Genomic DNA, 12,868 nt, shown 5'->3' on the forward strand with positions numbered 1-12,868 from the left:
CCCCGCCTTACCGTCGGTTCCGCAAGGTCAGACAAGGTGTTCATCCATCTCAGGAGAGGAAGCGATCATCATGCGGGTTCGTATGACCATGGCCGCACTCGCCGCAGCCGCGGCGGTCTCGCTGGCGCCGGGCGTGGCGGGCGTCTCGGCGGCCTCCGCTCAGGCAAGCCCTGCCGTCACGAGCAGCGTCTCCGCCTCCCTCACCGCTGCTTCGACCGCAGCGGCGAAGTGGCACTTCATGGGAGTGTTCGCCGTCAAGCAGGCGTGCCAGGTCGCGGGGCGCTACTACAAGGCCGTCGGCTACGCGAAGGACTACAAGTGCAACAAGATCCTGGTGGGGCCGCTCCACCGCCTCTACATCCGGAGGTGAGCCGGCCCGGCGGGCCTCCCGACCGGAGGCCCGCCGGGGATCAAGAACGCCGTCGCTGACGGACCATTTCTTTTCCGGACCATGAACCTATCCCCCTGCGGCCGGCCCGTGAAAATGCCCGCAGAAACCCGATGCCATTCCCTCTGGCCATCCGTCAATGCTGTGGCTCTCATCAAGCGGTGATGATCGGCACCGCAGGAGGTGGTCGACGGGTCACTTCAAGAAATTCGCCGTTGCGGCGGCGGCCGCGGCCGGGATCGCCGTCGCGACGACTCTCCTTTCGCCGGTTTCCCCCGCTCAGGCGGCGACCTGCAGCACAGACGCGCAGATCGGCACTCCCGGCGGCACCGGCTGGGCGCTGTGCAGCGGCACTGGAGTGACGCAGACCCGGGTCGTGCTCTTCTGCCAGAACAGCAGCGGTGGCTACACCACGCTGTACGGCCCATGGGTCGCCAATTCCGTCGAATCAAACGCTAAATGCAGCAGCACTTCGTGGCCGATCTCGATCGGATATCAAACGCTTTGATCCGGCGGCGTCGAAGGTGGAGATGCCGCCGAGCCCGTGCTCGGCGTCGAAGATCTCCAGGAGGATCTTCGGCCCCGGCACCGCCGTGCAGGCATCGCTGCGCCAGTCCTGCCGGTCGGAGAAGAAGCGTTCCCGTCCTTCGCGCGGTCACGTGCCACGGAGTGGTGTACGAGTTCGGCCTCGTCATAGGCATGGCTCCGTGAGATGACGATGAGTGTCCCTTCCGAATGAGGACGGCCGGCAGGGCCTGCGCTGACCTCTGGCACGACACTTTGGTCCGGACGGTTTCCAGTGGAGTCGTCCAGGTCTTCGTGTCGTCGAGCGCGGAGGAGGCGGCGAACGGCAGCAGTGCCATGCCGGGCTGCAAGACGCCGTGGCCGGGGACGAGCTGGATGTATTGGGTGAGCGCCAGCATCAGGCCGGCCGCGGCCAAGGCCGGCAGCACGACCGAGAAGGTGCCGCCGGAGAAGTTGCGGTCACCGAACACGCGTCGTACGGCGCTCGCTCTCGTCGAACACGGTGATCAGCAGGGACATGGTGCTGGGCATGACCAGGCAGCCGCCGACGCCCATCAGCGCGCGAGCGGCGATTCAGCGCGGGGATGGCCAGGTTGAGGATGGTGTTGTCGATGACCAGGACGAGCAGGCTCAAGCAGAGCGCTGCGAGGGTCCGCCAGCGGCGCGGGTGCGCGGTGCCGGGGACGTGCATGAGGCTCTCCACACGTAGGGAGCGGGCCGAGGGTTGGTGCCGGTACAGCCCGTGCCGTGATGCGCCGGCCGTACCGGGTCACCGGCTTTCGCTCTGGTGTTGTTCGTAGAGCAGCCCGTAGCGGTCGATCCGCCAGAGCTGGGCGAGTACGAGCAGCACGGTGCCCAGCGCGAGCGGCCAGATCTGCAGGGCGATCAGTCCCCAGGCGATGAAGGCGAAGCCGATCAGTCCGGCCACGATGAGCAGCCGTAGCACCACGCGATGTGCCGCCGGAGCCTTGCCGTCGACGTGGAGTCGCTCGCCGTAGATGCCGCGCGCCGCCCAGCTGGTGGGCTCGACCGCCGCAAATAGATGGACGTTCAGCCAGAGCCAGATGACGACGAGGGCAACACCGGCCAGTGACCACCAGCCGATCCACTCGCGGCTCCAAACGGCCAGTTCGAAGGCGGGAATGGCGGCGAACCGGGTCCAGACGCTCCATGGATTGGCGTGCTTCTTCCATGCCTGGTCGGTCATGCCGTGCGCGCCTGCGACCACGTTCCTGGGCTTCACTGCTGGCTCTCCTTCGGCGTCAGGGAGGTCGCCATGGCGCGATCTCCGGACCTCAGAAGGTATAGAACTTTCATAAATTTGTAAATTCTCTGAGAACTCCAAGTGATGGTTAGAATTCAGGGATGGACACCGACCAGCGGCTGCGCGAGGCCGCCGAGAAGCTGGCGCTGACCCTGGCGCAGGGCGGCATGCAGAAGACCACCGCGCGGGTGATGACCGCCCTGCTCTACACCCGGCAAGAGTCGATGACCGCCGCCGACTTGTGCGAGCAGCTGTCCATCAGCTCGGGTGCGGTGTCCACCGCGGTCAAGCAACTGATCCCGCTCGGCCTGATCGAACGGGTGCCGGCCCCCGGCAGCCGCCGCGATCACTATCGTTTCCGCCAGGGGGCTTGGGCCAGCTTGATGTCACAGCAGAACGCGATGCTGGCCACCATGAGGGATGCCGCCCAGGAGGGCCTGGACGCGGCGGGCGACGACGGCATCACCGGCCGGCGCCTGCACGAGATGAAGGACTTCTACGCCTACATGACCGAGGAGCTGATCCCGCTCATCGACAGCTGGCGCGAACGCTATGCCGCCCAGCGCACCGATGCTTCCCGGTAGCGGCTGTCAGCGGCCTGACGACGCCCGTTTGGGCTCATGACATGTTCGGTCGTCGATGAGCGTGGCCCGCGTATCGCGGCATTGGGTGCCGCATCCGCTGCATGTTCATCCGGATTGAGCCACTGCCGGATCGAGGTGCTCGGGGAAGAGGCTGGCGAGGTTACGGATGCACAGCTCGCGTATCTCGTCCCGCGACAGTGGCGAGCCCTCAAGCCACTCGACGCATACGGCTCGGACGAACGCCAGCCAGCCATGCAGCGCGACCGAGGTCACGTGCCGGTTGCGGCCATGACCGCCCAGCGCGTCGAGAAGGCGGGTACGGAGAGTGGCGAGCTCGTCGGAGATGATCTGCTGGACGGTCGGATCACCGGCCAGTGCGCCTCGGTTGGCTGTGAGGATGTTGTTGCGGTGTGTGGCGAAGTAGTCCAAGTGGGCGTCGAGCCCCGCCTTCACCTGCTCGGCCATCGGCAACGTGGGATCGATCGGGCTGGAGGCCAGCAGCCGCTTGCTGTCCCGCTCGAAGATCGCTGCGAACAGGTCGCGCTTGGTGGGGAAGTAGCGGTACAGGAGTCCGCGGGATACGCCGCCACGTGCCGCGATGCTCTCCATGTGCACTTCCTCGTAGGAGTGGTGAGCGAACATCTCGGCTCCGATGTCGAGTAGTTGGCTGCGCCGCTCGTGCGGGGTCAGCCGTCGTCGTCTTCCCTCGCTCATGGCCACCAGCTTACTTGACACGTGTTCAATAGTGTTTCTAATGTACACGTGTTCACCAAGGAGGGGCGTGCGAAAGCGACATCGAGTGCGGCGGATCACCGCGACAGGGACAGCCGATTATCAGGACGTTTTCGAAGTCACCATCAGCGAGAGACGATCACCCGAGCAGTGGGCCAGGGCGGTCTTCCAGGACGCGCCACCGCCGGTGCGCTGGTTTCTGCTTCTCGGCTGGCGCGCTCTTCTCGGCCTACGTCTCCGCCGCCCCCTGTCGTCTGCCCATCACATTCTGGGGTGGCAGGTCGCAGCCTCTGACGGCGCCACGATCCGCCTCGCGCTCAGCTCACCGCTGATGAACGCGCAGCTGCTGTTTCGAGTGTCGGATGATGCCCTCACGCTGACCACCGACATCGCCTACCTGGACAGGGCAGGGTGGCTGATCTGGGCGCTCGTCGCACCGGTGCACAGGCGGATGATCCCTTATCTCCTCACGCGGGCCGCAGCCGGACGCTGCCGTCCCTGCCCTGGCCGAACTGTTCTCGTCGAGAAGGAGGGCGGGGCCGGCCAGGATGGGCCGGTGGTGTAGACCTGGCCCCCTGGCGGCCCCATCAAGAGGGAAACGGCAGACATGACGGCTCGCTCGCGCCGCTCCGAACAGGGATGATCAATCGGATACGGCGGATCGCCCAGGTCCTCGCGCGCCGGGTTCGGGGGAGACCGCGTTGCGGAGCTGCGGCGAGAGCAGCCGAGCAGATCTCCGCACGGCGGATCAGGGCCGGTCGAGGACCTCGTCGAGCGCACGGGCCAGCTCTTCCTCATCGTGGGCATCGCTGCGCCAGGCCACGAAGCCGTCCGGCCTGACCAGCGCGGCACCCTCAAGGCCGATGCCGTGGGCGCGGGCCACCTCCTCCTCCACCACCTGCACGTCGGTGTCCGGGCTCCGCCACGCGGGGGAGGCGGTGAGCAGGACGAAGGCGGAGCCGTACAGGTCGAGGGTGGAGCGGCCGCCGGCGAGCGGCACGTGCGGCGCACGGGTGCCGGGCGTGCCGTCGAGCAGCCGCGGCAGCACGGGCTCGCCGGGCCGCTCCCCGTCCACGGGGTAGCGATATCCCATGGAGACCGCTCCGTAGTCGATGACCTGGGGCCCGTGGCCCGGCCCCATGCGGGCGCCGAACCTGGCCAGCGCCTGCCCCATGGTCAGCTCCCCGACCGGCCGCCGCTCGGCCTGGTAGGTGTCAAGCAGCCCTGCCCCGGCCCGGCCGGTGATCACCCAGGCGAGCTTCCAGGCGAGGTTGTGGGCGTCCTGGATGCCGGCGTTGGCGCCGAGCCCGCCCGTGGGCGGCCACACGTGCGCCGCGTCCCCGGCCAGGAAGACCCGGCCGCGCCGATAGCTCCTGGCCAGGTGGGCGCCGATGGGGAAGGCGAGCACCTTCAGGTCGGTGCCGGGGATCTGGGGGTGCAGCCGCACCTCGGCGTCCGGCAGCCCGGCGGCCTCGCGGACCATGGCGGCCACCCGCTCGTCGTCGTAGTCCTCGGCCGCGCCTTCCAGGCCGGTGCCGAAGACCCAGCGCCTGCCCTCGGTGTCGTGGGCCATGAGCATCGTGTACGGGCGGGGCCGCTCCAGGTAGGCGATGCTGACGGTACGCCCCCGCAGCGCCGCCGCCAGGTCGGCCTCGATCGTCGCCGTCAGCGTCGTGAACATCGGGCCGGGGCCGTCCACCTCGATGCCCAGCCGATGGCGTACGGGGCTGTGGAAGCCGTCGGCGGCCACCAGGTAGCCGGCCCGCACGCTCTCGCGCACCCCGCTCGTCCGGTCCAGGAGGGTGGCCGTCACGCCTTCACCGTCCTGCTCGAACGCGACCAGCTCGGTGCCGAAGCGCAGCTCGGCACCCAGCTTGCGGGCCTGGTCCCGGACGATGACCTCCAGCCGGTCCTGGTCGATAGGGCCGAAGCCGCACGGGCTCGACCCGGACCCGTCGTCCTCGTCCGGTTCCTCGGGGGAGGTGTGCTCGCCGGCGAGGGTGTCGGCCACGACCGGGGTCCAGGTGAACCCGCCGCCGACGTAGGCCGCGTCCCGGATCGCCTGCTCCAGCCCGGCCTGCCGGTAGAGCTCCATCGTGCGCGGGGTCAGGCCGCGGGCGCGGGGATGGGTCAGCAGGTCCGGGTGGCGCTCGACCAGCGTGCAGCGGACGCCGTGCCAGGACAGGAACAGCGCGGTGGTGAGGCCGGTGATGCCGCCGCCGACGATCAGGACGGGGACGTGCCGCTCGCTCATGATGATCAGATCCTTTCGTGCCGTCCGTGACGGGCCGGTGGGTCCGTCGCGGAACGGGGCCGTATCCGCCGCGCGGCCGCTCGCCGCGCCCGGCCATACGTACGGGCGAGCCGGGCGGGGTGGTGCGGAACGCGGCGGCGATTCGCATGCCGGTAGCCTGTCCCGGGCCGCAGGCCGGCCACATCCGGCACATGCCTTATCCGAGTCCTCAGTCTCGGCAGGCGGGCACTCAGCCGCCGTCGAACAGGCGGAGCCGATGCGCGGTCGCGGCGGCCTCGCCCCGGCCGGCGACGCCGAGCTTGATCAGGATGCTGGACACGTGCACGCTCACCGTCTTCGCGCTGATGAAGAGCTGCTCGCCGATCTGCCGGTTGGTACGCCCGGCCGCGACCAGCCGCAGCACCTCCGTCTCCCGGTCGGTCAGCCCCAGCCGTTCGAGGGCGCCGTCGCCGGCGGCATCGTCCGGCCCGAGGGGCAGGTGGGCGTTGCGCGCCAGCACCCGTACCTCTTCCAGCAGCGGCGCGGCCCCCAACCGCTCGGCCACCTCGGCGGTCGCCCGCAGCCGGGCCGCCGCGCCCTCCCGGTCTCCGGCGGCCAGCAGCCGCTCACCGGCGCGCAGCCCGGCGCGGGCGGCCTCGAAGGGCCGCCCCAGGCGCTCCCATCCCGCCGCCACCTCGGCCCACTGCTCCACGGCCGCGGCTTTCGAGGGCGGAGCCTGGACGAGTTCGGCGGTCACGTGGGCCGCGTACTGCGCGTGCAGCGGGGTGTCCGCGGGGAGGCGGGTCCGCGCCGCGCGTAGCTCGCCGGTCAGGCGCGACTGCCAGGACGGCGTGGCCACCGGGCGCAGCAGGACGGCGACGTTCGCGGCGGTGAGCAGCAGGGGCCAGGCCGCGGGCGTACCGGCCGCGGCCAGGGCGCCGGCGAGCAGCTCGCAGGCGTGGTCCGGACGGTCGTCGCGTACGGCCAGCGTGGCCGCCACCGCCACGGCCTGGGCGTAGGGTGCCTCGGGTGGTCCGCCCAGCAGCGCGCCGGCCGCGGCGGACTCGGCGCGGGCGGTGCTCCACTGGCCGCGGGACAGGGCGGTACTCGCCAGGAGCAGGTGCAGCCCGGCGCCGGGCGCCCCCTGAGGGTCGCGTTCCAGCGCCGATCGTGCCGCCGCCTCCGCCTCGTCCCACCGGCCGGTGGCGGCCAGCGCTGCGGCCAGGCTGCTCGCCAGCGGGGCGCCCAGCGAGCGTTCGAGCCCTGCCTGGCGGGCGGCGGCCATCCCCTGGCGGGCGGCCTCGCACGCCTCCGCGTGGCGCCCGACCGCGTTGCGGCTCTCCGCGATGTTGAGGCAGGCGCGGGCGACGCCCACGAGATCGTCCTGGCCCAGGGCCAGCTCGCGGGCCTGCGCCAGGACACGCAGCGCCTCCTCGTGGTCGCCGGCGACGTTGAGCGCCCAGCCCAGGGTGGTACGGGCGTTGCCCTCCAGCGCGGCGTCGCCGTGGGCGGCGGCGAGCCGCGCGGCCTCGGCGGCGGCGTCCTGGCCCTGCCCGGTGGCTCCGCGCATGGTGAGCACGACCGCGGTCAGGTTGCGGACCCGTGCCCGGTCGAGGCCGGACAGCTGCGGCAGCAGCGCGTGCGCCTCGTCCACGGAGGTCAGCGCGCCGTCGCGGTTCAGGTCGTGCATGACCATGCCGCGCTGGGCCAGCAGCAACGCCACGCGCGCGGGCTCGCGTACCCGGTCGGCCTCCGCGAGCGCCCGGTCGATCAGGTCGAGAGCCTGGAGCGGCTCGCCGGCCCATACGGCGGCCGTGGCGGCCGTCTCGAACAGGGAGAGCCGGCCGGCGGCCGGGCGCTCCGCCTCGGGCACCCGGTGCCACAGCTCCAGGGCACGTTCCAGCAACTGCGCCTGCTCGGCGTGGGCGGAGAGCCGCTCGGCGACCTCCGCCGCGCGCAGCGAGGCCGCCAGCGCCTCCGCGGGCGCGCCCGCGCCGTTCCAGTGGAACGCGAGCTCGGCTGCGTGCCGGTCCGGCGGGACGAGCCCGGGGTCGGCGCGCAGCGCCTCGGCGTACGCGCGGTGCAGGCCGACCCGCTCGGCGGGAAGAAGCTCGTCCACGACCGCCTCCAGGACCAGCCCGTGCTGAAAGGCGTAGCCGTCCCCGTCGGCGGCCAGGACCCGGGCCTCCGTGGCCGCCCGCAACGCCTCCAGCAGCGCGCCCGCGTCCAGCCCTGAGGCGGCGGCGAGCAGGCCGTGCGGCACGCGGCGGCCGCCCGCCGCAGCGACCTCCACCAGTTGCCGCACCTGCGGCGGGAGCCCGCGCACCCGGGCGAGGAGCAGATCGCGCAACGACTCCGGCAGGGTCTCCGCGCCGGTCCCAGCGCCGGTCCCAGCGCCGGTCCCAGCGCCGGTCCACGTGACGGTCCGCCCGCCGGCCTCCGCAAGCTCGACGGCGTAAAGCGGGTTGCCTCCCGAGCGCCGGTACACCTGGTCGGCGAGCACCTGGTCGGCGAAGGCCGGGTGCGCCGCCGCGACCAGCTCGGCGGTCTCGGCCCGCGACAGCGGCTCCAGGCGCGCGTGGCGCACCTGGTCCAGCCTCGCCCATCGCGCCAGGAACGGACGCACCGGGTGCCGCCGGTCCAGATCCGTTCTGCTGGTGACCACGAGCAGCGTCGAAGCGGGGCGCGCGGGCCGGACCAGGACCTCCAGCAGGTCGCGGGTGGACCGGTCGGCCCACTGCAGGTCGTCGATCAGCAGCGCCGTCGGCCGGGCGCCGCCGAGCCGCCGCAGCAGCGCGGCGAACAGGTCGAACAGCCGGGCCTGCGACTCGGGCGGGCGCTCGCCGGGGTTCAGCTCGGGCAGCAACCGCAGCAGCCCGTCCACGCCCGGGAGCAGCGCCTGCAACTCGCGCGGGCCGGGGTCGTCCACCAGTTGCCTGAGCACGGCGGTGATCGGCGCCAGCGGCAGTCCCTCGACGCCCAGCTCGACGCAGGCGCCCCGCAGCACCCGGAACCCGGACCGGCCGAGGTCGGCCTCCAGCCGCTCCAGCAGCCGTGTCTTGCCCATTCCCGGCAGGCCGCTCACCACCACCGCCCGCGGCTCGCCGGCCCGCGCGTCCCGCGCGGCCTCCCCAACGGACTCCAGCGCCGCGTGGCGCCCTACGAACGCTGTCATCGGCCGCAGTCTACTAAGGCCCCTCAAAGCCGAATCTAAGGCATCGGACAGGACATTCCCCTGAAGCGGAACGTACCGGCTCAGCGCGAGGCTCGTTCGGCGTCGATCGTTTCCCGCCGAATGAGGAGCCCCTGATGACCGAGCAGACCACCGTGCCCACGACGGCCGGGTCCGGGCACTCGCGCCGCTGGGCCGCGCTGGCCGTCACGTTACTGGCCGTGTTCATGGACCTGGTGGACATCACCATCGTCGTCGTCGCGGCCCCGGCCATCCAGGCCGACCTGGGGGCGCCCACCGCCGCCGTGCAGTGGATCATGGCCGCGTACGCCCTCGGGCTCGGCCTGCTGCTGATCACCGGTGGGCGGCTCGGCGACATCTTCGGCCGCAAGCGCGTGTTCCTGGCGGGCGTGGCCGGCTTCACCGCCGCCTCCGCCGCCTGCGGGCTGGCGCAGAGCATCGGGATGCTGGTCGCCGCACGGGCGGTTCAGGGGGCCGCGGCGGCCATGATGGTGCCGCAGGTGCTGGCCACGATCCAGGTCATGTTCCCGAGCGCGGAACGCCCGAAGGCCTTCGGCCTGTACGGCGCCGTGAACGGGCTGGCGGCCGCCGCCGCGCCCATCGCCGGCGGCCTGCTGGTCGGCAACGACGTGTTCGGGCTCGCGTGGCGCTCGGTGTTCTGGGTGAACGTGCCCATCGGCCTGGCCGCGCTGCTCGGCGCCGCCGTGCTGATGCGCGAGTCCCGCTCGCCCCGGCCGCCCCGGCTCGACCTGCCTGGGGTCGTCCTGGTGGGGGCCGGGCTCCTGCTGGTGCTCTACCCGCTGATCCAGGGGCCGGAGTCGGGCTGGCCGGGCTGGACCTGGCCGATGGTGGCCGCCGCCGTCGCCGTGCTCGCGGTGTTCGCCCGCCTTCAGGCGCGGCGGGAGCGCCGGTGGGAGCAACCGCTGGTGCCGGTCTCGTTGTTCCGGCAGCGCTCCTTCGTGGCCGGGCTGGCCGTGGCGTTCGCCGTGTTCTCCTCGGTCACCGCGCTGTTCCTGGTGCTCACCCTGCAGCTCCAGCAGGGCCACGGCCTGTCCGCGCTGCAGGTCGGGCTGACGTTCCTGGCCTGGCCGCTGGGCCTGGCGGTGACCTCGGGCCTCGCGGTACGGCTCGCCGCGACGGCCGGGCGCCGGCTGGTGGCCTGCGGCGCGGCGGTGCTGACGGCCGCCATGGTGGCGCTGATCGCCGGGATCGCCGTGGCGGGAGGAGACGCGCTGACCGGCTGGCACCTGGTGCCGGGCCTGCTGGCCGGGGGCGTCGGCTTCGGGCTGGTCGCGCCGATCCTGGTCGACATCGTGCTGTCGGCCGTGCCCCACCAGGACGCCGGCGCCGCCTCCGGCGTCGTCAACACCGTCATCCAGGTGGCCGGCGCCGCCGGCGTCGCCGCGGTCGGCGCGCTCTACACCACGGCGCTGGCCGCCGGCTGGGACATCGACACCGCCGCGCAGTGGTCGCTCGGCTACGCGGTCGTGGCCTTCGGCCTCGGCCTGTGCCTGACCGGGGCGCTGCCCGCCCGGCCGCGCACGCCCTAGATCCGATCCCTCGTAAGGAAAAGCGCCGTACCGAAAGGAACCGTCATGACCGCATTCGCCTCCGCCGAAGGTGTCCGGGACGAGCACGTCGCCGTCCCCCTGCCGGACGCCCCCTCGGCCGCGCGGCTGAGCTTCGACAACGGGTTGGAGCGGGTCAGCCTGGGCCCGCGGCCCGGCCTCACGGACCTGCTGGAGGCGCGGTTCGGCCCGCCGCTGCCGCTGGTGTGGGCCGCCGACGCCAACGTGCACATCGCCTACCCGGCCGGGGCGCGGCTGCTGCGCCGCACCCGCCCGTCCGCCCTCGTCCTCAACCCCGCCGTGCCGTGGGCGCTGGACGTCCACGGCGGTGCCGCGTACCTGGACGCCGACCTCACCGCCCTCGACGTGCGGTCGGTGACGTTCCACTCGGGCGCCGCGCACGTACGCCTCGTGCTGGGCCGCCCCGCCGGTACCCGGGTGATCCGGCTGGCCTCGGTCGAGGACCTGCGCGTCGAACGCCCCGCCGGGGTGCCGGTCCGGGTGGAGTTCGCGCGGGCCGTCACCAGGCTCAGCCTGGACGACCAGTGGTACGGCGCCGTCGGCGGAGGTCTCACGCAGGCCACCCACGGCGGCGACGCGCCGGGGTACGAGATGGTCGTGGCCGGCGGCGCCGACACCGTCACGGTGGTCGCCGCGTGAAGCGCCGCACTCTTCTGAAGGCCGGGCTGATCGCCGTCCCCGCCGCCGCCACCGCAGCGATCGGCGGTACCGGGTTGTGGTGGGCCGGAGCGGAGCTGAACACCGCAGGAAAGGTCCGGTTCGTCAACCGGCTGGCCATTCCGCCGCTGGCCCCCTCCCGGCGGGACGGGGCCGGCGGCCGGGTGTTCGACCTGCGGGCGAGCGCGGGCGAGCACCGGTTCCGAGCCGGCCGGCCGACCCCCACCTGGGGGATCAACGGCCCCTACCTGGCGCCCACGCTGCGGGCGGCGCGCGGCGAGACGGTGACGGTCCGCTTCCGCAACGACCTCCCGGAGTCCACCACCTTGCACTGGCACGGCATGCACGTACCGGCCCGGATGGACGGCGGACCCCACCAGCCGGTAAGACCGGGCGCCACCTGGTCACCGACCTGGACCGTCGACCAGCCCGCCGCCACGCTGTGGTACCACCCGCACCCGCACGGCCGTACCGCCCTCCACGTCTACCGGGGGCTGGCGGGGCTGTTCATCCTGGACGACCCGCACCCGCACGGCCTGCCCGACCGGTACGGGATCGACGACATCCCCGTCATCGTCCGCGACCTCAACCTCACCGGCCACAACGAGCTGGACGAGCGGGACCGGGAGCAGGGCGGCGTCGGCATCGTGGGCGACCTCGTCACCGTGAACGGCACCCTGGCGCCGTACCTCCCGGTCACCACCCAGCGGGTCCGGCTGCGGCTGCTCAACGGGTCGAACGCGCGGATCTACCGCTTCGGGCTCGACTCCGGGCGGACGTTCGCCCTGGTCGGCACCGACGGCGGGCTGCTGGCGGCGCCGTACGAGACCGGACACGTGCAGCTCAGCCCGGGAGAACGGGCCGAGATCGTGGTGACCCTGCGGCCGGGGGAACGCGACGTGCTGCGGAGCCTCCCGCCCGAGACGGGGTTGAACCTCTGGGACCGGCGCTGGACCGGCGGCGACGACACCCTGGACGTCATGGAGCTGCGCGCCGCGCCGCGGCTCGCCCCGTCATCGCCCCTCCCTCCCCGCCTGGCCGAGGCGCCCGCACTCGTGACCGATCCCGCGACGCCGCCGGTCCGCCGCTTCGAGCTCTCCGGGTTCACGATCAACGGCAGGTCGATGGACATGAACCGCATCGACTTCGCCGTCCCCCAGGGCGGCACCGAGGTGTGGGAGGTCACCGCCATCGACGACGCCCCGCACAACTTCCACGTCCACGACGCGCAGTTCCAGGTGGTGTCGGTCGGCGGCCGGCTCCCGCCCCCGGAACTGCGCGGCTGGAAGGACACCGTCCACACGCCGCCCGGCGTCCCCGTACGCATCGCCCTGCGGTTCCGCGGAGAGCCGGACCCGGCGACGCCCTACATGTTCCACTGCCACATCCTCAACCACGAGGATCAGGGCCTCATGGGCCAGTTCGTCGTCACGGCACCCGGCCGGTCCGCCGACCGGCCCCCGGCGACCCACCACGAGCATTGACGGCCGGACTGCGGGAACTGCCGGCTGGGGTGGCGCGGAGCGGTTGCCCGGATCGCACAGCCCTACGCCGACGACGGGACGCCGCCGTATATGAACCTCCGCCGGCGGCAGCGGACGCTGAACCCCGTCGGCTGCACCCGTACCCGACTCCACCTCCAGCAGCACCCCGTGACCTGCGCGAACCGGGATCGACTTGAGATCGGCAGGAGCTCACCCATA

General features: G+C 72.4%; 11 protein-coding genes. 7 read left to right on the top strand and 4 right to left on the bottom strand.

Going from position 1 to position 12,868, the window contains the following annotated elements:
- Window positions 1-70 precede the first annotated feature (70 nt).
- Together AB0K18_RS45550 and AB0K18_RS45555 are read left to right on the top strand one after the other, a co-directional pair.
- On the top strand, window positions 71-370 hold the full coding sequence (locus AB0K18_RS45550) for a hypothetical protein (RefSeq protein WP_364927924.1): 300 nt from the start codon (window positions 71-73) through the stop codon (window positions 368-370).
- Between the two features lie 157 nt (window positions 371-527).
- Window positions 528-896 (top strand): hypothetical protein, encoded by a 369-nt coding sequence (locus AB0K18_RS45555; protein WP_364927927.1) that lies wholly within the window; start codon window positions 528-530, stop codon window positions 894-896.
- Between the two features lie 786 nt (window positions 897-1,682).
- On the opposite strand, the gene AB0K18_RS45560 is transcribed toward AB0K18_RS45555, so the two are convergent.
- On the bottom strand, window positions 1,683-2,156 hold the full coding sequence (locus AB0K18_RS45560) for a DUF6653 family protein (RefSeq protein WP_364927930.1): 474 nt from the start codon (window positions 2,154-2,156) through the stop codon (window positions 1,683-1,685).
- 122 nt (window positions 2,157-2,278) lie between these two features.
- Between AB0K18_RS45560 and AB0K18_RS45565 the strand changes: the two genes are divergently transcribed.
- The gene (locus AB0K18_RS45565; protein ID WP_364927933.1) at window positions 2,279-2,761 is read left to right on the top strand and encodes a MarR family transcriptional regulator; all 483 of its coding nucleotides are present in this window, start codon (window positions 2,279-2,281) and stop codon (window positions 2,759-2,761) included.
- A gap of 105 nt (window positions 2,762-2,866) precedes the next feature.
- Here the strand turns inward: AB0K18_RS45565 and AB0K18_RS45570 are convergent, their stop codons facing one another.
- Window positions 2,867-3,475 (bottom strand): TetR/AcrR family transcriptional regulator, encoded by a 609-nt coding sequence (locus AB0K18_RS45570; RefSeq protein WP_364927936.1) that lies wholly within the window; start codon window positions 3,473-3,475, stop codon window positions 2,867-2,869.
- 67 nt (window positions 3,476-3,542) lie between these two features.
- On the opposite strand from AB0K18_RS45570, the gene AB0K18_RS45575 reads away from it, so the two are divergent.
- Window positions 3,543-4,058 carry a DUF2867 domain-containing protein gene (locus tag AB0K18_RS45575; RefSeq protein WP_364927939.1) on the top strand — a complete coding sequence of 172 codons (516 nt, stop codon included), beginning with the start codon at window positions 3,543-3,545 and terminating at the stop codon, window positions 4,056-4,058.
- 183 nt (window positions 4,059-4,241) lie between these two features.
- Here AB0K18_RS45575 and AB0K18_RS45580 read toward each other — a convergent pair whose 3' ends face one another.
- Both AB0K18_RS45580 and AB0K18_RS45585 read right to left on the bottom strand, forming a co-directional pair.
- On the bottom strand, window positions 4,242-5,747 hold the full coding sequence (locus AB0K18_RS45580; protein WP_364927940.1) for an FAD-dependent oxidoreductase: 1,506 nt from the start codon (window positions 5,745-5,747) through the stop codon (window positions 4,242-4,244).
- A gap of 229 nt (window positions 5,748-5,976) precedes the next feature.
- Window positions 5,977-8,901, bottom strand: a complete 2,925-nt coding sequence (locus AB0K18_RS45585; RefSeq protein ID WP_364927943.1) for an AAA family ATPase — start codon at window positions 8,899-8,901, stop codon at window positions 5,977-5,979.
- 134 nt (window positions 8,902-9,035) lie between these two features.
- Here AB0K18_RS45585 and AB0K18_RS45590 point away from each other — a divergent pair, with 134 nt between their 5' ends.
- From AB0K18_RS45590 to AB0K18_RS45600, 3 genes are read left to right on the top strand one after another with little or no spacing between them, the layout of a single operon-like run.
- Window positions 9,036-10,469, top strand: a complete 1,434-nt coding sequence (locus AB0K18_RS45590) for an MFS transporter (RefSeq protein WP_364927946.1) — start codon at window positions 9,036-9,038, stop codon at window positions 10,467-10,469.
- A gap of 45 nt (window positions 10,470-10,514) precedes the next feature.
- Window positions 10,515-11,147: a hypothetical protein gene (locus AB0K18_RS45595; protein ID WP_364927949.1), complete on the top strand. Its 633-nt coding sequence runs from the start codon at window positions 10,515-10,517 to the stop codon at window positions 11,145-11,147.
- On the top strand, window positions 11,144-12,649 hold the full coding sequence (locus tag AB0K18_RS45600; RefSeq protein ID WP_364927953.1) for a multicopper oxidase domain-containing protein: 1,506 nt from the start codon (window positions 11,144-11,146) through the stop codon (window positions 12,647-12,649). Before AB0K18_RS45595 ends, AB0K18_RS45600 begins: the two co-directional genes overlap by 4 nt.
- Window positions 12,650-12,868 lie beyond the last annotated feature (219 nt).

It is taken from the genome of Nonomuraea sp. NPDC049421, assembly GCF_040677005.1.
GTDB classification, from domain to species: Bacteria; Actinomycetota; Actinomycetes; order Streptosporangiales; family Streptosporangiaceae; genus Nonomuraea; species Nonomuraea salmonea.

What these genes read in the sequence shown, in the direction of transcription:
- AB0K18_RS45555 (WP_364927927.1), top strand. Translation starts at nt 528, where the DNA reads ATGCTGTGGCTCTCATCAAGCGGTGATGATCGGCACCGCAGGAGGTGG.
- AB0K18_RS45590 (WP_364927946.1), top strand. Translation starts at nt 9,036, where the DNA reads ATGACCGAGCAGACCACCGTGCCCACGACGGCCGGGTCCGGGCACTCG.
- AB0K18_RS45580 (WP_364927940.1), bottom strand. Translation starts at nt 5,747, where the DNA reads ATGAGCGAGCGGCACGTCCCCGTCCTGATCGTCGGCGGCGGCATCACC.
- AB0K18_RS45570 (WP_364927936.1), bottom strand. Translation starts at nt 3,475, where the DNA reads ATGAGCGAGGGAAGACGACGACGGCTGACCCCGCACGAGCGGCGCAGC.
- AB0K18_RS45550 (WP_364927924.1), top strand. Translation starts at nt 71, where the DNA reads ATGCGGGTTCGTATGACCATGGCCGCACTCGCCGCAGCCGCGGCGGTC.
- AB0K18_RS45565 (WP_364927933.1), top strand. Translation starts at nt 2,279, where the DNA reads ATGGACACCGACCAGCGGCTGCGCGAGGCCGCCGAGAAGCTGGCGCTG.
- AB0K18_RS45585 (WP_364927943.1), bottom strand. Translation starts at nt 8,901, where the DNA reads ATGACAGCGTTCGTAGGGCGCCACGCGGCGCTGGAGTCCGTTGGGGAG.
- AB0K18_RS45595 (WP_364927949.1), top strand. Translation starts at nt 10,515, where the DNA reads ATGACCGCATTCGCCTCCGCCGAAGGTGTCCGGGACGAGCACGTCGCC.